Origin of the sequence: Asticcacaulis currens (genome assembly GCF_028550395.1) — a bacterium.
In the GTDB taxonomy this organism is placed as follows: Bacteria; Pseudomonadota; Alphaproteobacteria; order Caulobacterales; family Caulobacteraceae; genus Asticcacaulis; species Asticcacaulis currens.
On sequence record NZ_JAQQKW010000009.1, the window covers coordinates 1 to 19,586 of the forward strand.

The 19,586-nt window shown below is 63.7% G+C and carries 13 protein-coding genes; 6 read left to right on the forward strand and 7 right to left on the reverse strand.

Annotated elements, in window-relative coordinates; all coding sequences use genetic code 11:
- The 5 genes from PQU94_RS14150 to hfaB (PQU94_RS14170) all read left to right on the forward strand — a co-directional run.
- On the forward strand, window positions 1-1,790 hold a 1,790-nt coding region (locus tag PQU94_RS14150; RefSeq protein WP_272742087.1), incomplete at its 5' end, for a glycoside hydrolase family 2 TIM barrel-domain containing protein.
- 352 nt (window positions 1,791-2,142) lie between these two features.
- The gene (locus tag PQU94_RS14155) at window positions 2,143-2,784 is read left to right on the forward strand and encodes a hypothetical protein (RefSeq protein WP_497006777.1); all 642 of its coding nucleotides are present in this window, start codon (window positions 2,143-2,145) and stop codon (window positions 2,782-2,784) included.
- 58 nt (window positions 2,785-2,842) lie between these two features.
- Entirely contained in the window at window positions 2,843-3,265 is a 423-nt protein-coding gene (gene hfaA / locus PQU94_RS14160; RefSeq protein ID WP_272742089.1) for a holdfast anchoring protein HfaA, read from the forward strand.
- A gap of 38 nt (window positions 3,266-3,303) precedes the next feature.
- Complete coding sequence (gene hfaB / locus PQU94_RS14165) at window positions 3,304-4,152, forward strand: holdfast anchoring protein HfaB (RefSeq protein ID WP_272742090.1); 849 nt, start codon at window positions 3,304-3,306, stop codon at window positions 4,150-4,152.
- On the forward strand, window positions 4,149-5,105 hold the full coding sequence (gene hfaB / locus PQU94_RS14170) for a holdfast anchoring protein HfaB (RefSeq protein WP_272742091.1): 957 nt from the start codon (window positions 4,149-4,151) through the stop codon (window positions 5,103-5,105). The genes hfaB (PQU94_RS14165) and hfaB (PQU94_RS14170) overlap by 4 nt, the downstream gene beginning before the upstream one ends.
- Before the next feature lie 6 nt (window positions 5,106-5,111).
- Here hfaB (PQU94_RS14170) and PQU94_RS14175 read toward each other — a convergent pair whose 3' ends face one another.
- Window positions 5,112-5,726, reverse strand: coding sequence for a response regulator (locus PQU94_RS14175; protein WP_272742092.1), 615 nt, complete (start codon window positions 5,724-5,726; stop codon window positions 5,112-5,114).
- Between the two features lie 9 nt (window positions 5,727-5,735).
- Window positions 5,736-6,977, reverse strand: coding sequence for a TadE/TadG family type IV pilus assembly protein (locus PQU94_RS14180; RefSeq protein ID WP_272742093.1), 1,242 nt, complete (start codon window positions 6,975-6,977; stop codon window positions 5,736-5,738).
- Window positions 6,978-7,127: 150 nt separating this feature from the next.
- Here PQU94_RS14180 and PQU94_RS14185 point away from each other — a divergent pair, with 150 nt between their 5' ends.
- The gene (locus tag PQU94_RS14185) at window positions 7,128-10,592 is read left to right on the forward strand and encodes an EAL domain-containing protein (protein WP_272742094.1); all 3,465 of its coding nucleotides are present in this window, start codon (window positions 7,128-7,130) and stop codon (window positions 10,590-10,592) included.
- A 41-nt stretch (window positions 10,593-10,633) separates the two neighbouring features.
- On the opposite strand, the gene PQU94_RS14190 is transcribed toward PQU94_RS14185, so the two are convergent.
- The 5 genes from PQU94_RS14190 to PQU94_RS14210 are packed head-to-tail and all read right to left on the reverse strand — an operon-like array spanning window position 10,634 to window position 19,379.
- Window positions 10,634-11,914 (reverse strand): MFS transporter, encoded by a 1,281-nt coding sequence (locus tag PQU94_RS14190; protein WP_272742095.1) that lies wholly within the window; start codon window positions 11,912-11,914, stop codon window positions 10,634-10,636.
- Window positions 11,915-14,191 carry a beta-glucosidase BglX gene (gene bglX, locus PQU94_RS14195; protein ID WP_272742096.1) on the reverse strand — a complete coding sequence of 759 codons (2,277 nt, stop codon included), beginning with the start codon at window positions 14,189-14,191 and terminating at the stop codon, window positions 11,915-11,917.
- Window positions 14,192-14,221: 30 nt separating this feature from the next.
- The gene (locus tag PQU94_RS14200; protein WP_272742097.1) at window positions 14,222-14,953 is read right to left on the reverse strand and encodes a carboxylesterase family protein; all 732 of its coding nucleotides are present in this window, start codon (window positions 14,951-14,953) and stop codon (window positions 14,222-14,224) included.
- On the reverse strand, window positions 14,950-17,958 hold the full coding sequence (locus PQU94_RS14205) for a discoidin domain-containing protein (RefSeq protein WP_272742098.1): 3,009 nt from the start codon (window positions 17,956-17,958) through the stop codon (window positions 14,950-14,952). Before PQU94_RS14205 ends, PQU94_RS14200 begins: the two co-directional genes overlap by 4 nt.
- Window positions 17,958-19,379, reverse strand: a complete 1,422-nt coding sequence (locus PQU94_RS14210) for a glucoamylase family protein (protein ID WP_272742099.1) — start codon at window positions 19,377-19,379, stop codon at window positions 17,958-17,960. Before PQU94_RS14210 ends, PQU94_RS14205 begins: the two co-directional genes overlap by 1 nt.
- Window positions 19,380-19,586: the final 207 nt, after the last annotated feature.

Genomic DNA, 19,586 nt, shown 5'->3' on the forward strand with positions numbered 1-19,586 from the left:
TCAGCGTGCAATTGGGCTATAAGCCGCACTGGGCCGCCGCGCATCTCGACCGGGTCAGCCGCATGGTCGAGCGCGACAAAAACCACCCCTCTATCATCTTCTGGTCACTGGGCAATGAGGCCGGGACCGGGCCGAACTTTGAAAACGCCGCCAGGTGGATTCGCCAGAACGACCCCACACGGCTGATCTCCTATCTGGGCCACGGCACCCTGTATGGTGACCATCAGCCCAACCCCTATGTCGATATCTATGCCCCAATGTATGACGATATCGACCGCATCAACGACTATGCCGAAGACCCGCGCTATACCCAGCCGCTGATCCAGTGCGAATACGCCCACGCCATGGGCAACAGCCTCGGCAATCTGGAGGATTATTGGGTCGCCATCCGCGCCAAAAAGAAGCTGCAAGGCGGCTTCGTCTGGGATTTCATTGATCAGTTCGTGGATGGAACGGACTCCAAAGGCCGTCACTACTGGGCTTCAGGCTTCGATGTAAACCCCGAACGCGGCGACAATTCGGTGGTGGGCGACGGCGTGGTGCAGGCCGACCGCACGCCGGACCCGGAATATTACGAGCTTCAGAAGGTCTATTCGCCGGTGGTGTTCGAAGGCGATCCGAAGTCGGGCAAGGTAACCGTCGTTAACCGTCATAATTTCCGCGACCTGTCGGGCTTCGATTTTGGCTGGACCCTTCTGAAGGACGGCGTGGTCGCCGATCGCGGCACGCTGCGCGGCGTCAATGCCGCCCCCGATGCGACCTCCGACGTGCCGCTGGCCCTGCCGCCCCTGCCGCAGGACGGGGCCGAATATATCCTGACCCTGGCCGCCATCGCCAAGAGCGACAGCATCCGTGGCGTGCCGGCGGGCGCGACGGTCGGCTGGAGCCAGTTTGTACTGCGCCCAGCCTCGGCCCCGGTGGAGGCCACGGCCTTCGTCAAGCCGCAACAGAAGGGCAAGGCCATCACCCTGAGCGCCGCCGGTCGCACGCTGAGCATCGACGCCGATACCGGCCTGATCGCGCTGAACAGCAGCGGAAAGCCCCTGCTGAAAGGGGGCACACCCAACTTCTGGCGCGGCCTGACCGACAACGACGAAGGGGCAGGCGTCGCGCGCAGCCACGGCGTGTGGAAGGGGCTGACCGAAAACCGCCGCGTGCGCGATCTCAAGGTCGAGGCTGACCGCGTACAGGTGCTGTTCGTGCACGGCCCCGGTCAGGTGAAGGTCACTGTCACCTACCGCCTGCGCACCGACGGCAAGCTGATGGTTACCACCGACTTCGATCCGGTCAAGGATGACCTGCCCGATCCGCTGCGCGTAGGCCTGCGCTTTGACACCGATCCGTCTCTGGCCAATCTGGAATGGTACGGGCGCGGCCCGCAGGAATCCTACGTCGATCGTCAGACCGGCTATGCCATTGGCCGTTACAAGGGCACGGTGGCTGAGCAGTTCCACGACTATGCCCGCCCGCAGGAAACCGGCAACAAGACCGATGTGCGCTGGATTGCCCTTTCCGACCCGTCGGGTCAGGGCGTGAAGGTCACGGGCGCTCAGCCCCTGAGCGCCAATGCCCTCGCCTTCCCTTATGAAGACCTCTATGCCCGCCCGCGCGGTGAACGGCGCTCAGCCGACATCACGCCGCACGGCGACGGGACCCTGCTGATCGACCTGGTACAGATCGGTGTCGGTGGGGATACGGGCTGGTCACTGGAGGCGCGGTCTCTGGTCAAGTATCGCATTCCGCTGAAGCCGCAGAGCTACAGCTTCACCATCGAGACCCTCGCGCCCTGAGACGGTGCAACAGCAGGAGCCGTAAGGCCTCTGCTCTCCTCCCGTTCCGCCGGCACAGACCCGTAACTTTTTACCACTGGCGTCCCGGTTTGATACACGACTGAAGGGCGTGCAGCCCCGACGCATCCATGGGTTTTTCCCAAATAAATACATGTATTAAGACGAAACAATATAAGGTCATTTGAAAATTAAAAATTATGATTTGCCATTCGTTAATAAATCAAAACTGTGGCGAATTAAAATTTTAATAAAAGTTAATTTCTCCTAAATAATAATATATTCATAATTCATTTAATTCACTTTATAATAAAGAATTAACCGCGCTCAACGGCCTATCTATTGCTTTTCTTCTGTGGCCCGCTTGGGGGCAAATACACAGGAGACTCAGATGAAATATCTTTCCGTAATCGCTGTCGCCGGTCTGGTTCTGGCCGGTTCGGCTCAGGCGCAGACCGCCTCGAACAACCAAAACAATTCGTCCAACATCAAGGCGCAACTGAACGCCAAGATCGACAATGTCACCAATGACGTGTCGGCGACCGCCGCCGCCATCGGCAACAGCTTCACCGCCGACGGGTCGAGCCTGAACAGCCTGAACAACTATCAGCGCTTCTTCGGCGATGCGACGTCCAACCTTTCGACGACCATCACCAATGTGACGGGCGACGTCAGCGCGACGTCAGCGGCCATTGCCAATACGGCGACGGTGAATACCAAGTGGGTCGGTTCCGTTTCGAACACCCAGTACGTCAACTACGACCCGACGGCGGTGCTGAACGCCACGGTCTATAATGCGGACAAGTCGGTCAGCGCCACCGCCGCCGCCATCAGCAACTCGGCCACCTTCACCACCGACTTCGGCAGCCTGGCTTCGACTCAGGTCAATACAGCCGCGGTCAATGCCTATGCCAACACCACCATCGGTGGCGTGGCTGGCAAGGTGGACGCCACCGCAGCCGCCATCGGCAACACCCTGACGGTTAAGGGCTTCTGATCCGGAAGGGAGCCTGCCGCACAGGCGGGCTCCTCTTCTCCTTCGCGGAGCAACCACCATGCGCAAGCCTTATCTCCTCACCAGCCTCGCCTTTTCCTGCCCGTTCGTGGCCTTTGCGGCCACGGCCCAGACCTCGGACCTGCGGGCGCTGGAAAACGGCTATGGCAACAGCCGGCGGCTGGAAAACCAGCCCTTCACCCCGACGACGCGGGATGCCAATGGCAACCGCCTGATCGTCAACGGCATCATCCAGTACGACGACGCCAACAACCGCTACATCCCATCAAACGGTAGCGGCGGCACGCTCCTGGCCGCCCCCGATGCCCTGACGACACAGGGCATGGCTACGGCCACAGCCATTGGCAACCTGTTGTCGGTCACGGTCAGCGGCAGCCACAACACGGTCATTCTCAATAGCCGTCAGGACAATTCCGGCACGGTTTCTGCTGTCCTCAACGGACGCAAAACGACCGGTGAATAAGACGCTCCCCGCCCTCACCCCCACCCGGATACGCGCTGATGACACCTTCCCTTCGCCTTTTCTTCGCCCTGAGTTGCGCCACAGGCGCACTCATGCCGGGTCTGGCCACCGCCGCCCCACCGCCGCCGGCCGCGGTGACGCTTAATGAGACGCCGGTGACGCCCGCCCTGCGCTGCCTCGCCCGCCGCCCATCTCTGAACGGCCTGCCGCGTCTGGCGGTCGGGCGCATTGGCGACCTGACGGGTAAGGTCGATTTCGACACAGGAGCCAAGATTACCCAGGGTGCGTCGCTGTTTGCCGTCAGTGCGCTGGGCTATGCCGGGGTCCCGGTGGTCGAACGCCTCGACAATTCCGTGGCGGAGATTGAACTGAACTATGCGCGGCAAAAGCTGCTGTCGGATACGCCGGAGCGCGCCGGGCAAAGCGGCGACAATTTCCGTCCCATTCTGGCCGGGCAGATCGCCGGGTCGCGCTATTACATTGTCGGCGGCATTACCGAACTGAACTACAATATCCGCTCCGACGGCTACGACGCGGCCATCGGCTCACAGGCGCTGCCCGGCGCACAGGGCCAGATCAGCGGCCGCACCTATGTGCTCAACGTCGCCGTCGATCTGCGGCTGGTCAACACCCAGACCCAGCAGGTGGTGGACACCGTCACCTTTCAGCAGCAGGTGATCGGCGTCACCAACGACCGTCGCCTCACTGGAGGCAGCGAGGATATCGGCCTTTTGCTGCAAGGCGGCAACAGCCGTCAGGAACCGTTGCAAATGTCGGTGCGCGAACTGGTCGAACGCTCGGTCTATCATCTGATCGCGCCGCTGTGGACCGCCGCCGACGGACGCGCCTGCCTTGGTGAGGCCGGACTGAAGGAGACGCAGCCATGAGACGCCTTGTGATCGCCCTGCCGCTGCTGCTTTCGGCCTGCGCCAGCGTTACCGCCGATCCGCAGACGGGCCTTTATGCCAGGCCGGTGGGCAATGCTCCGGCGACGGCCAATCTGACGCCCTATAGCCCCGATCTGATCTGCCTTCAGCAGGCGGCGCTGACTAGCCATAAGACCCGGCCGCGCGTGGCGGTGGGCCGCATCGACGACCTGACGGGCAAGCGCGACTTCTACACAGGGGCCAATATCACGCAGGGCATCGCCCTGTTCGCGCAGTCGGCCCTGTCGCGCGCCGGCCTGCCACAGGTGGAGCGCGGTGACCGCGACATCTCCGACTATGAACTGAAGGCCGCCATGGAGCACGTCCTGTCCGACACACCGGATCAGGCGGGTAACGAGCCGGACAATTTCCGCAAGGTCTATGCGGGTCAGATCGCCGGTTCAGACTACTATATCTCCGGCGGCCTGACCGAACTGAATTACAATATCCGCTCCGACGGCGTCGATCTGCGCGCCGGTGGCACCGGCAGCGACGATCCGGCGGGCAGCTTCGTATCGCGGCGCTTCGTGATGAATATCGCGCTCGATCTGCGCCTGATCGACACGCGCTCTCAGGAGATCCGGCGCGTCACCGCCTATCAGAAGCAGATTGTGGGGCGCGAGGTGAAGCCCGGCTTATTCACCCTGCTCGACGGGACTATGCTCGACCTGTCGGGCGGGTTCAGCGAAATGGAGCCTATCCAGTTGGGGGTGCGCACCCTGGTTGAACGTAGCGTCTATGACTTTGCCGCCGGGCTCTACGGCATGGGCCCGTCCGTGTGCCGCAATGGCGGGGTTCCCGCCGCCGAAAGCCCGGATAACCACCCCGACAGCCGCAACGCGGTGGAGCCGCGCCCGCCTTATCAGGGCCCGTATCTGGACCGCAGCCGCTGGGGGACGCCGACGCGCCGGTAAGGCGGTTCAGCCCGCCTTCGCCACCTGAGTCAGGGCCTCGCACAGACGGGCGACACGCACCGTCGCCGCCTGCGCCTCTTCCAGTTCGACCGCTTCGGGCCGCGCCAGCATATCCACCAGGTCTTTGGCCGACTCTTCCAGCTTTAACAGGGCAAGCCTCACCGTTTCGGTGCGCAGGCGATTGCCGTCCTGAAGCGTGCGCAGGGTTTTGCGCAGGGCGGCTTCTTCGCGCGCGTTCTTGAGCACATAGGACAATTGATGCGACACCAGCCGCCAGTTGAGCGGCTTGATGACGAACGACGTCGCCCCGTTGGCAAAGGCCTTATCGACGGCCAGCATGTCTTCACGGCCCGTCGCCACGACAACCGGCACATGGCGATGGGTCGGGTCCGCCCGCATCAGGCTCAGCAGCTCAAACCCGTCCATGCGCGGCATGTCGAGATCGAGCAGAACGATGTCATAGGTGGCGCGGCCCATCTTCGTCCACGCATCGGCGCCGTCTTCGGCCACCTCGACGCTGACTTCGGGCGTTGCCAGATGCGTCAGGGCAAATTCACGCAGGATGGGGTCGTCATCAACGACCAGCAGGCGGGCCGCTTCGAAGGTAACGAAATAGCTCATTGTCCCTCCTTACTGCGTCAGGGCGGGCAGGGAGCGGTTGGGGCCCACCCCTTCGGGCACCGGCACGCCGGAACCGGCATAGTTCTTGTTGATCACCAGCACCGGGTCCTTACGCAGGGTCAGGGTGCGCGCCACGATAACGCTCCAGGCGGAATCCTGCGCCACCTTGCCCGACGTCTCGATCTGAAGCTCGGCATTGGGAATATAGATGGTCCCGAGAAGCTGGCTGACGCGGTCCGAACGAATGCTGAAGGTTTCGGTATTGTCGCGTGACGTCGCCATCAGGAAGCCGGCAAAGCGCCCGGATTTACGCGCGGTCAGACGCACCTCGCCCTTGTCGGCAATATCAATCTTGTCATCGCCGCCGAAGATCAGCACCACATCGTCCCCCGTCAGTTGCGCCACATTGGACATCTGCACCTTGGACATGAAGTAATGTTCGCCAGGCAGCAGGTGTATCCGACCGGACCCGCCCACCGTGATCAGGCCGCAATGCACGCCCGGCGGCAGGATAACCGACTGATTGTTCAGCACCTGTATCTGCACGGGCAGACGGGGGCAGGGATAGGGCGGCTTAAGATCCAGATTGGCGAAGGGGTCGGCAATGGTCATGGCCCCCTCACCCGCCCTGGGGCGCGTCACTCCGCTGACGGTGCCGGAGGCCTGAATACGCGCTGCCTCGATCATGGCGGACGACTCAACCGTAATATTGTGGTTGGCGTGAACCGCACAGCCGGGCGCGCGCAGTTGCGCCGTATTCTGCACCGACAGGCCACCGTCCTGGGTTTGCAGGACGCACAGGGGCGTTTTCTGCATATTTTCGGCCCGCGCCTTAACCCTCAGTTCGGTACCGAAGTCGATGGCGCTGAAGATCGGCTTGCGATGCGCAACGCCTGTCACTTCAACCATGCCTTTTTGCAGGTCCGCGGTGGCGGAAAACTCGACACTCACGCCGTCGGGCAAGCCCTTGGCCTGCATGGCAGCGGTCTGGACGGCAAAGTTTGTGATGCCGGTCGTGTTCTGGCCATAGGTCGCCAGGGTCAGACGACCAGCTCCGGCCAGCGCCCCCGCATCGGCAGCGTCCTGCAAGGCGCTTTTGTCGCGGTTATAGGCACTCAGTTCGATGGCACCACCCGCGGCCAGCATCAGGGGCACGGCCACCATGGCGACCGTGATCCCGGCGTGGCCTTTCTGCGTCGCCGCAAAGCGTCGGAGAATGCGCGTTTGGTGATCGAACCAGCCGGATTTCATGTCTGCGTTGTAACACAGGGCTGTTAACAGGGCCTTTCCACAGGATAAACCTCTATATTCTTTACAGGTTTTTTATTTTTTCGCCTCAGCCCGACGAAACGGGCGAAAATCCGGTTTCCTCTTTCAAGGTACATCTATTAGCGTCGTATCATGCGTAAACCCGCCCGAATCAGCACGCCCCACGGACGCCAGCCGGGCTTTCACAGCCGGTTGAACCGGCTGGTTATCGGCTGCGTGCTGCTGGCCTGCCTGCCGGTCGTGGCCCTGTTCGTGGCCAATGAGGCCAGTCGCTATGGCGAAAACCGCTGGTCCACCCTGAAGGCCGCCGCCGATGTGCTGGCCTCCAGCACCACCGAAAGCGTCGAAACGGGGGATGCTCAGGGGGCCTTTCGCGCCCTGCGCGCCGTCACCCGCACGCCCGGAATCGTCTATGCGCGGGTGGAAACGCCGCACGGCGTACTGGCCGAAACCGGCGCGGGCGTGCGGCTGAGGTCCGACGTCAGTATTGACGACAACGGGACACGGCCTTCGCTCGGTCATCTGCTCAGCACCGGCTCCATCGAAATCCGCGCGCCCATCCGGCACGACAACCGGACCCTTGGCCATGTGGTCGTCGTTCACAAGGCCACTGGCATCTCGGCGGGGCTTCTGAGCACACTGGCCGGGATCGGACTGATGGCCGTGGCTGCGGCCGTCATCGCGCTTGTCGTCGCCAACCAGCTGCAACGCCGCCTCGTCCGGCCCTTGAGCGACCTGACGCGCACCATCGCGCAGGTGGCGCAAAGCGGTACCTTCACCCGCGTGGACACTGAGGCCGAGGACGAGGTGCGCACGCTGGTAGACGGCTTCAACCTGATGGCGGAAGCGATCGACAAACGCGACCGTCAGATTGAAGCGCAGGTGCAGCACCTTGAAGACGAGGTTGCAGCGCGCACCAAAGATTACCGCCTCGCCCGCGACGAGGCCCATGCCGCCAATGCCGCCAAGTCGGAATTTCTGGCGACCATGAGCCATGAAATCCGCACACCGATGAACGGCGTCATGGTGATGGCCGAACTGCTGGCCAGCGAACCCCTGCCGCCGAAGGCCCGCCGCCACGCCGACACCATTGTGCGGTCCGGGCGTAACCTGCTCGCCGTCATCAACGACATTCTCGATTTTTCCAAGATCGAGGCCGGGCGCATGGACGTCGAAATCGGCGAAGTCGATATCGTTGACCTGATCGACGAGGTCATCGCCCTCTTCTATGACCGGGCACGCGAAAAGGGGCTGGAACTGGTGGCCTTGGTGCACCCGGACGCGCCGCGCCTTGTGCCGGCCGATACGGTACGGCTGGGGCAGGTGGTCGCCAATCTGGTCTCCAACGCCGTCAAATTCACCGAACGCGGACAGGTCGTGCTTAAACTCGTGCCCGACCGAAACCCGCAGTACTGGCGGCTGGTGGTCAGCGATACCGGTATCGGCATTGCGGCGGACAAGCTCGGCAGCGTGTTCGGCGCCTTCACCCAAGAGGACCAGACCACGACGCGGCGCTTCGGCGGCACGGGGCTGGGCCTGTCCATCGCCAGGCGGCTGGTCGAGGCCATGCACGGGGCCATTGCCGTCACCAGCGAACAGGGCAAGGGGACGTCGTTCCATGTGCGCCTGCCGCGTCAGGCTAACGCACCGACCGCCGCGCCGCCGCGTCTCCCGGCGCCCGCCCGGCTGCATCTGGCCGTCCGGGCCCCGGCACTGGCAGGCCTGTTGAAGGTGCGCTTGGAGGCGGCCGGGTTCGTCATCGACACGGACGCGCCGGACCTCATACTGGCCGATGCCGACGCCCGTGAAGCCTTCACCGGTGCGACAATCCCGCTGGTCCTGCTGGCCGATATACGCGACGCGGAAGCCGAAGTCTGGCGCGAGGATGGACGCTGCGCGGCGGTGCTTGGCCTGCCCTTGCGTCACGGTGATCTCGACCGTCTGATCCACGCCTTTGCCGAGAGCGCGCCCCTGCATCAGGCGGCACCGACGGCGCCGGAAAACGCCACCGTCCATTATCCGCAGGCCCGTGTGCTGGTGGCCGACGACTCCGAGGTCAATCTGGAGGTGGCGCGCGAGGCGCTGAGCCGCTTCGGTATGACCTGCGTCACGGTCAGTAATGGTGCGGAGGCGCTGGCTCAGATGGCCGCCCAGCCCTTCGATCTGGTGCTGATGGACGGCTCGATGCCGGAACTGGACGGTTTCGAGGCAACGCGACGCTGGCGGGCGCAGGAAGACGGCACCCGACTGCCTATCGTCGCCCTGACGGCGCATGTGGTGGGCAAGGCCGCCGAGGAATGGCGTCAGGCCGATATGGACGGCGTTCTGCATAAGCCCTTCACACTTCAGGCCTTAGGTGAGGTGCTCGACCGCTTCCTGTCGCCTCTGGCCGTCGAAGGGCCATCCCCCCGGTCCGAAGACGCCGCATCGGCGGCCACCCCCCTGACAAGTGACTGGCTGGATCAGACCTTCGCCACCCTGCTGCGCGAGGCCGCTCCCTTCCGCGACCGCGTCATTGCGCTTTATCGGGCCCATGCTCCCCTCACCCTGAAAGCCTTGGTGGCGGCGCTGAGGGATGAGGACGCCGCGCAGGTGGCCTCGGCCGCCCACGCTCTGCGCTCGATGAGCCTCAATCTGGGGGCGCGGCGGCTGGCCGATCTGGCGGGCAGTATCGAGGCGCTGGCGCGTCAGACGCCCCAGGACTTGCGGCTGGGCGATGGCGAGGCCCTGACCGACGCCCTGACCGCGACTCTCACCGAAATTGCCCAACGCCTGCCCGCCCCCGCGCCTGCGGTCCCGCTTCGTTTAGATGACGAAGATACGGCCTTGCTGACGCGTCTGGACGCCATTCTTGCCCGCGGTCGTCTGGATGTGGTCTATCAGCCGATCTACGACCGGATGGGCGAAGCGATTATCTCCGCCGAATGTCTGGTCCGCTGGCCGGGTGAAGATCCGAACCCCGTCACCCCGGCCATTTTCGTACCACTGGCCGAACGCACAGGTCGCATTATCGAGGTCGGGAAGTTGGTGCGCACCATGGTCTTTGCCGATGCCGCACGTCTGGGCGAAGTGCCGCTGGCCATCAATGTGTCGCCGGTCGAGCTGGATCAGCCCGAATTTGAGGCGGAATTGCTGGCGGCCGTCCGGGCCGCAGGCTTACTGCCTTCGCGCTTTGTCATCGAAGTTACCGAAACCGCCATTCTCGGCGATCCGGAGAATATGAACCGGCTGTTCGAACGGCTGAGGGCCCACGGCTTTAAACTGGCGCTTGATGACTTCGGCGTCGGCTATTCCTCCCTGACGGCCCTGCACCGCCACCCCTTCGACAAGATCAAGATTGATCAGGAGTTTGTGCGCGGTCTGGACGGTGAGCCGCGCAAGGCGCTGGAGGCCCTGGCCATTATTCAGGCCGTTTCCGGCATAGGGCGCGCCTTCGGGATGCAGGTGGTGGCCGAAGGCGTGGAAACCCCGGCCCAGCATCAGCACCTCAAGGCCGCCGGCGTACACGCCATGCAGGGTTACCTCTTCTCCCGCCCGCTGCGCGCCGACGCCTTGTCCGAACGTCTATCACCCGGCCGGTCGCGTATCGCCGGTTAGAGCGTATTCCAGAAAATGTGCGAGGGTTTACGAAATCCGCTCTATCGCCGGCGGGCCGACAGGTCCCACAGCATCAGGGCCGCGCACAGGCACAAGCCGAGCGCCGGTGGGCCGGTCATCAGAGTCTTCATCGCCGCCAGTGTGTCGGGGCTTTGGGTGACATTGGGCTGATAGCCGGTACGACCCAGCCCCCAGCCGAACAGGCCCGCGCCCAGCCCCATGGCGATCTTGGAAATCATCCCCGCCACGCCGAAGACAAAGCCGTCAGCGCGCACCTGCGTGGTTTGTTCGCCATAGTCCACCGTATCGGGCAGCAGCGACCAGAAGGCGAAGAACAGCCCCAGAAATCCACTATTGATCGCGATCAGGAAGGCCGTGGTCAGCGACGGCCCGGCCGTCACGAAGCGCAGGGCGGCCAGTCCCATCAGCCCCAGTGCGCTGGCCGCGATCCATACACCGCGTCGCCCGATGCGCCGGGATAGTAGCGTCCAGGCCGGTATGGCCGCCAGCCCGGCCATGCCCATCACCGCCAGCGCCACCGCGCCCCGGCGGTCATCATGAAGCTGATATTTGAAATAATACAGCACCGACTTGGTGAGGACCGTGCCGGAAATGGCGAAGGCCAGCGCCCCCAGATTCAGCCGCCAGAAGGCTGAATTGCGCGCCAGGCTGCGGATCAGGGTCCGCAGGGCCGGAGGACGCGACGTGGCCTGCACCGGCGGCTCACGCGTCACCATAAAGACCAGCGGAAACACACAGGTGGCCACCGCCGCAAACCCCGCCGCCGTCAGCAGATAGCCGCCCGACCCCGCCGCCGGGGTGATCAGCGACACCAGCACCGCCGCCAGCGCGCCAAAGAACATACGAAAGCCGGACAACTGCGCGCGTCGGTCGGGATCGCTGGTGATACGTCCCGACAGGGCGGCATAGGGCACATTGACCAGCGCATAGAAGGTGCGAAAGACCAGATGCGTTGCCAGCAAACACAGGGTCAGCATCGTGCCTTCCAGCGGCGGGCGATAATAGAGAAGGCAGAAACTGAGCCCCAACAACGGCCCGCCGACCAGCAGATAGGGGCGATAGGCCCCAAAACGCGTGCGCGTCTTGTCCGCCGCCGCGCCTATCAGCGGGTCGATCAGCCCGTCCCACACCGAGGCAATCAGGTAGATCAGGCCCGCCGTGGCCGGTTCAAGCCCGACCACCTCGGTATAATAAAACAGCAGAAACAGGCTGAGGCTTTGCCAGTAGAGGTTACAGGCAAAATCACCCAGCCCGTAAACCGCAGCGCCGCCTAAGCCTATCTCGCTGGGTTTGCGCGTCATCTATGCCTTAAGCGTAAATTCAGCGGGCGTGCCGCCCACCGCCGACGGGGCCAGCCACACATTGAACGCGCCCGGCTCCGCTGCGGGTTTCAGATCAGGGTGCACGAAGGCCAGATCGGCGCGGCTGAGGGTAAATTCCACGCGCTTGCGCTCCCCGGCCTTCAGGCTGATACGCTTGAAGCCCTTGAGTTGTCGGATGGGCTGGACGAGGCTCGCCACCTTGTCGTGGATATAGAGTTGCACCACCTCATCGGCGTCGCGCGGGCCCGTATTGGCGATCTCGGCACTGATCGTCAGGGTGGCGTCCCAGCCCAGTTCCGGGGCGCTGACCATGGTCGGACCGTATTCAATGGTTGAATAGGTCAGGCCATAGCCGAACGGATATAGCGCTTCGTTCGTGACTTCGCGGTAGCGCGCCTTATATTCCTTTACCTTCGGATCAATCTGCGGCCGCCCGGTGATGCGGTGATTGTAATAGTAGGGCTGCTGGCCCGACGCCTGCGGGAAGCTGACCGGCAGGCGGCCTGAGGGGGCGTAGTCGCCGAACAGAATGTCGGCAATGGCGTTGCCGGTTTCTGACCCTAGGAACCAGGTCGCGAGGATGGCGTCGGCTTCCCGCGCCCCGCCGGTGAGCGCGAGCGCCCGTCCGTGACGCAGCAGCAGCACGGTCGGCTTGCCGGTCGCCTTCACCGCTTCGATCAGCGCCAGTTGCGGTGCGGGCAGCGAGATATCGGTGCGCGCCTGCGCTTCGCCGGACATGTTCTCGGCTTCACCCATGGCCAGCACCACGATGTCAGACGCTTTGGCGGCCGCAACGGCGGCGTCGATGCCGCCCGGAATGGCCGCTTCGAAGTCCACGCCTTTGACGACGGTGATCGCGGCCGGGTCCTTCACCACGGCGCGCAGGCCTTCCTCGATGGTGACGCCCTTGGCCCGGTCCGGGAAGACCGACCACGGCCCCGGCAGATTGTGACGATCCGCGCCCAAGGGTCCGATCAGAGCGATCTTCTTGCCCGTTTTGGCGAGCGGCAGAAGGTTGCCTTCATTGCGCAGCAGCACGATCGAGCGGCGACCCGCTTCGCGCGACAGGGCGACGATCCCGTCGCTGCGCACATCGGCCTTTTCGCGTTTGGCGTCCATCGAACGGTACGGATTATCGAACAGGCCCAGCGCCTTCTTGACGCGCAGGACGCGGCGCACCGCCTCATCCAGCACCGCCTGGGGCACTTCGCCGTCCTTCACAAGCGATGGCAGGTGTTTGAAATAAAGACCTGATTGCATGGACATATCACACCCAGCCATAATGGCTTTTTTGGTGGCGTCACGCCCATCGGCGGCATAGCCGTGCAGGATCAGCTCTTCCTCGGAGGTGTAGTCGGACACCACCAGCCCCCTGAAGCCCCACTGCTCGCGCAGGATTTCGGTCAGCAGGTGGCGGTTGGCCGTCGCGGGCACGCCCGAAATGTCGTTGAAGCTCGACATTACCGACAAACACCCGGCATCCAGCCCGGCCTTGAACGGCGGCAGGTGGGTTTCCCACAGCGTGGTTTCCGGTATATCGACCGTGTTATATTCCATGCCGCCCTGCACCGCGCCATAGGCGGCGAAGTGCTTGAGGCAGGCCAGCATGTTGCGCCCGTCCTTCAGGTCATTGCCCTGAAAACCCTTGACGCGGGCGACGGCCAGCACATTGCCGAGATAGGTGTCTTCGCCCGCCCCTTCGACGACGCGACCCCAGCGTTGATCGCGGGCAATGTCCACCATCGGCGCAAAGGTCCAGTGCAGGCCGACGGCGGTCGCCTCAATAGCCGCGGCGCGCGCCGTGCGGTAAGCCAGATCGGCGTCCCACGCCGCCGCTTCGCCCAGCGGCACCGGGAAGGTCGTGCGCAGACCGTGGATGATGTCGGCGGCAAAGATCAGCGGAATCTTATGCGGAGATTCCTCGACCGCCACCTTTTGCAGTTCGCGCGCCCCGGCGACACCGATCCCGTTGAACAGGCCGGTGATTTCGCCGCGACGGATGCGCGCCTTCACCTCGTCCTTCGTCTGGGCGACGGCGGCCGGATTGACATTGCCGAAGTCCGGCCGCGTCAGGTCGGCATAGAGGCTGAGCTGACCGGCTTTTTCTTCGAGCGAAAGCGACGCGATCAGCTTTTCGATAAAGGGGTCCGGCGCGGCCACGGCCTTGGCGAGGCCGGGGGCGACGACAGGAAGGAAGGCGGCCGTGGCGACGGCGCCCCTGAGGAAGAACCGGCGTGAAGGCGTGAAAGCGGTCATGGGTTATCCTTGGTATCTGCGGGGAAAAATTCAACGTTTATGTTTGAGCAGCCACGCATAGAGGCTGGGGGTGGCATAGGCGGCATCCCAGGCATTGTGATTGCCTTCGGGATAGAGGGTGTAGTTGACCTCACCGCCACAGGCGCGGACGGCATCGGCAAACTGGACTTCGGGCTGATAGAAGACGATGTCGTCCTTTGCCCCGTGAAAGGCCCACACCGGCACATCTTTGAGCGCGCAGGCCCCGTCACGATAAAGCGAGTCTCCGGACACCGGCGCAATGGCGGCAAAGCGTCGCGGATAGGCAATCGCCCAGCTCCAGGTGCCCCGACCACCGCGCGACAGGCCGGTCAGGTATAGGCGGCTATGGTCGGCGGGCAGGCCTTTCAGAGCCGTGCTCAGCCAGGCGTCAAGCGTCGCCGGGTTCCATTCGACCTTTTCGCTCAGTTGCGGGGCCAGAATGATGAAAGGGGCCTTGTTCGGATGGGCGCGGCTGTAAGCCCAAGGCCCGTGCACCGTGGTCAGGGTCACGTCGGTGCCGATCTCACCCGATCCGTGCAGGAAGACCAGCACCGGGGCCTTACCTTTCAGATCGGCCGGCAGGTACTGCATATAGCCGATACGGGTGCCATCTTTCAGCGTCAGGGATTTGGGCGTTTCGCCACGCGGCAGGTCCGCTACAGGCAGGCTGGCGCAGGCGGTGAGGACAAAGAGGCTAAAAAGGGCGACCAGAGCCCTTGAGGGGAACCGCGTGAAGATCATAGGCCATCTCCCAGAATAATCTCGGCTTTTGCCGTTTTGATGATCAGTTCGCCATCGCGCAAGGCCATGGGCTGACCTCCCACCCGCGCACGAACATCTCGCCCCATCAGGGAGGGTACGTCAATGACATAGCCACCGGAGGGCGGTGCATCAGAATCAATATTGATTTTTAGGCCCGAACCCGCCATGTTAATCGTAAGCGATAACGGGCCCCATGGCGTGCGCAGCCGCTCCAGCCGCGTTTCGCCCTTGTCGGCCCATTTCGGGTCATACCCTGACAAAAGCACCATCTGCGCCGTCTCGGCCCGCTCATAGGCAAACAGGTCAAGCGCCACCCGCAGATAGTCGGATTCGACCCAGCCGTGGGGCAGATCGCCTATAAACAACGGTTGACGATAGGGGACGGTGACCACCTCCCCCCACTGAAACCACGCCCTGGGGGCCTGATCGGCGAAGAACATATCGAGCGCCTGACGCGCCCGTTCGGGCTGTTTCAGCCGCAGAAAGGCCCCGACATTGCGCAGTTCGTAGGGCGTGTAGCTGTTGGGCGTCTGACGGCGGCGCATCAGAATATCCGCCCAGTAGAACTCAAAGGTCTGACGCTTCAATGCCTCAGGAACGTCGTCCGTATGCGCGCCGGAGGTCAGCCCCATGGTCGTTGACGTCGGGTCGAAATCGCCGCGATCGGCGGCCCCGGCCACCACGGCCTGCCCATAGTGCGCCGCGGTGGCAAGGATCGAGGCTTTCAGGTCTCGGGCAAAGGCCTCGCCCTGCGCAGAGAAACGTTCGGCCTCTGCCGTCTTGCCCAAAGCGCGGGCCGTCACCGCCGCCCCGCGATAGCCTTTCAGGGCCCAGAAATTATCCCAGTAGCTATAGGCCGCCTTGTCCGAATAGCCCTCATGGCTGATCGACGGCGGCATGAGGCCGCGATAGCGCGCTTCGGTTTGCGCCGTGAGATTGGCCTGACGCAGGCCCTCCTGATAGGCGATGGCACCGGACACCTGAGGCCAGTAGGGCGCGATCTCGGCGGGCGATACACCAAAGCGGATCAGTTCCCCGGCCAGCCACGGCAGTTGCCCGTTGGAGTCGTTTTCCGGTGTCGGATCGGCCCCGCGCGCATCGACGCAGCACGGCACCTTGCCTGTCTCGAAGCTCATCGGGGCATAGGCCTTGAAATAGGCCAGCGCCTCCTTGTGCAGACCCATTCGCAGCAGGCCTTCGGACATCATGGCACCGTCGCGTATCCACGACCGGTCGTAAGACCGCGCGCCGGGCTTCAGCCAGTCGCCATCAAGCAGGATCAGTTGGTAGGCGAGCGCCAGACGCGCGCTGTCGGCAATGGGCGGCGCACCGGCCGGCAGAACAAGCCTGGTATCCCCCAACCGCTGATGCCAGTCGGCCCTGACGCTTTCGGCCTGCGCTTCGGCCCACTTCGCCGCGTCCCCGGTGATGACGGGGCGCGCCGTTTGCCCGCCCAGCGGAAAGGCGACAATGACGCTCTGCGCCACACCGGGGGTGAGGTTCAGGTCATAGCCAATCACGCCGGAGGCCAGACCGTCCGTATCGGAGGCACTGGCCCCCTGCGGCCCGCTCAGGAAGCCCGCTGCCGTAAAATCCTTCGGCGGCGTCAGCAGCCACAGCGGCTGATCATCGACGCTGACCGTATCGCCGTCACGGCTGAGGCGGCGGATCGGCGCATAGCCCCCCGGCCGCGTCAGGAACTGCGTCGGCGGATTGACCTGCATCGGCTGCACGTGCAGTTCCAGCCGCACCGTCTGCGCCGTATCGGAGCTTACCTCATAACGCACCAGCGCATAGGGGGCCTTGCCCTCGCCAAAGGCCAGAGGGGCAACGCGCATCTGCACGCCCTCCCCCTGCCATTCGACCGTCGGCAAGGGCAGGCGCTCGGCGTCCATGCCCTGTGTGACCGTGGCCTGCGCCCAGGTCAGACGTTTGCCGCCGACCCTCAGCACAGGCATCAGCGACGGGCGCTCCGGCCCCAACTCGACCGCCCCGTCTTCGGACAGCAGCGCCGCCCGCGGGCCGCCATGCGCCACACCCACCACGGTCCAGTAGGCCTGCTCCGTAAAGCCGCGCGGATAGTCGCCACGCGGGGCGGTGCGCGCCAGTTCGCTCAGCAAGGCGTTCGGCTTAAGCCCCATCTCCAGTGGCAGTACAGTGGCCTCATTGAGTTGCCCCTGCCCGCTCACGCGGACATAGCGCGCATCGACCTCACCCAGTGTCACATAGTCTGTCCCGCCGTCGGAGCCCGCAACGGTGCGCAACTCGCGGAAGCTCCGTCCATCATCGGACACCGCGAGGCTATACCGAGCGGGCACCCGGCCCCAGTCGAGTTTCAATCCGCCAAAGGCGCGCACACGCGACAGGTCGAGCGTCACCGATGTCGCGGGGGTACCGGTTCGGGCATCGCCATCCACGGCCGCCGTCACATCGGCCTTTAAAGGCGCTTCGGTCTTCGGTTCCGGCGCCTCGGCACGCCAGCGGATCGGCCCGACCTCCAGCCAGCCGGAGGCCGCCCCCCTGGCCGTCTTGACGACCACGACCTCCATGCGCTTGCCCCCCCGGAAGGTGCGATCATTTGTCGTCCCCCAGGCAAATTCGATATGGCGCGGGCGAATGCGCAGCACCGTACCCTGCGGTGTCGGCACAAAGGCCGGGCGCGTCACCCACCACACATTGTCGCCGGAGGCATCGGTGAACTTGATCTGAAGATCATTACCCGCCCCCTCACCCTTTACAGGGATGTCGATGACGAAGTTATCGGGGGCCACAAAGTCGAGTCCATGCACCATAAAGGCATAGCCCGCCCCTTTGAACCCATAGTCCAGCCGGGCGGTTTCGACGCCGTTGGCCTTTGAGGCGACGCCCTCTGACGCCCCCGCAGTCCACGGTGTCGGCGCGATCAGGGCGGTTTGCGCCGCCACGGGTGTGGCCAGCAGCCCGGCGGCCAGTATCAGCGCCCTTTTGGACAGATGACGGCGCATCAGGCTACCGCCTCAAACCCGGCCAGTTTCAGGCCGCGCTGAAGCGGCGCGCAGCCCTTCATCAGCCGCCAGAACAGACCTGAACGCAGGTTTTCGATACCGCACAGGATCGGCCCCTGGTCTATGCCGATATAGTCGTTGGACACCCAGCCGGCGCGTTGGGTCTGATGGCCTTCACGCGACGGATAGTCGGTGACAAAGGTCGGGTTGAAACTGTCGAAAAAGCCATATTGGCCATAGATATCGGCGCCGTAGCGCGCCTGCATGGCCCTGGCGGCGGCCAGAGATTCCACCGGCGTAAACATAATCGAGCCCAGCGCGGCGGTGGGCGCAATCGTGCCGTCGTCGAACGGGTGCAGATCGCCCGGTCCGCGCGCCGAATAGCTGCGAAATTGCCGCTCGACGCCGTCAAGCGTCAGCTTGACATCCGCCGGGCCGTCGCAGGCCGTAAAGCCCCAGATGTCCGGGCCATAGTCCCTGAACCCCATCGGGTTCTGAATGGCATAGTTGCGCTGCGCCAGCGTGGCGCGACGGGAATTTTCAAAATAATCCAGACCTTTGGCGCGCATATAGGCGTCGGCTATGCCGCGATAGTCGATCCAGACGTGGTTGTACTGATGGCCGAACAAAGCGTGGAAGCCCAGATGCGGCTCCCCGTGATTGGGGCCAAATGTCTCATCATAGGTCGAACACCACACCTGATAGGCCTTTGGGTCAATCGGGTGGGTCGGTGAGGCCATAGCCAGCAGATAGACCATCATGCCTTCGTTATAGCCGCGCCATTCGGCCTTGATGAAGCCGTCTTCGGGGTGCCAGCCCATGGTCTGCCGCCCCGACGGGCGCATCATGAAGGTCCAGTCCACGCGCTCATAAAGGGCGGTGGACAGGCGGCGGATATCGCGTTCCACAGGCGTGTCGCGGTCGAAATACTGCCCGGCGCACAGGGCCCCCATTAGCAGAAGCGAGGTGTCGATGGACGACAGTTCACAGGTCTTGTAGCGCGTGCCGTCGTCGAAACGCAGAAAGTGATAGAAATAGCCCTTATAGCCCGCCGTGCCCGAAGCGGCCTCGCCCTGCGGCAGGTTATAAAGGAAATTCAGCGTGTTAAAGGTACGCTCCGCCGCCTGCTCACGGCGGATATAGCCGGACTCCGCACCGACAATATAGGCGTTGAAGGCAAATCCGATAGCGGCCACCGAGGCAAAGGTGCGCGTGGGCCAGCGATCCGGCGTCAGGCCAGTGCGATGGTCAGTCACGTCCCAGAAGAACTGAAACGTGCGCCGATGCAGATCGCTCAGAAGCGGGTCGCTCGCAGGTGCCCGCGACAGGCTCCGCAGAGACGCGCAGGCCCCCAGGGGCAACAGGCTGAGCCCCAGAAGACCCCGGCCAAGAGCCCGACGGGACGGATGCAACAAGGACATAAAAAACTCCCTTCGACACGGTGTCTGTGGGTGACACCGGCGGTCCATCAGGGACAACAAAACCAAAAAAAACCGGGGGCTCCAACGGGAGGAGAAGCCCCCGGTATCAGGCAAGTCAGCGCCGCATAAGCCGAGGAAGAAAAGGGCTGGCGGGCAGATGTCCGGCGGCGCGTCAGGGGATGAGACACCGCTGGGCATGGGGAGCGG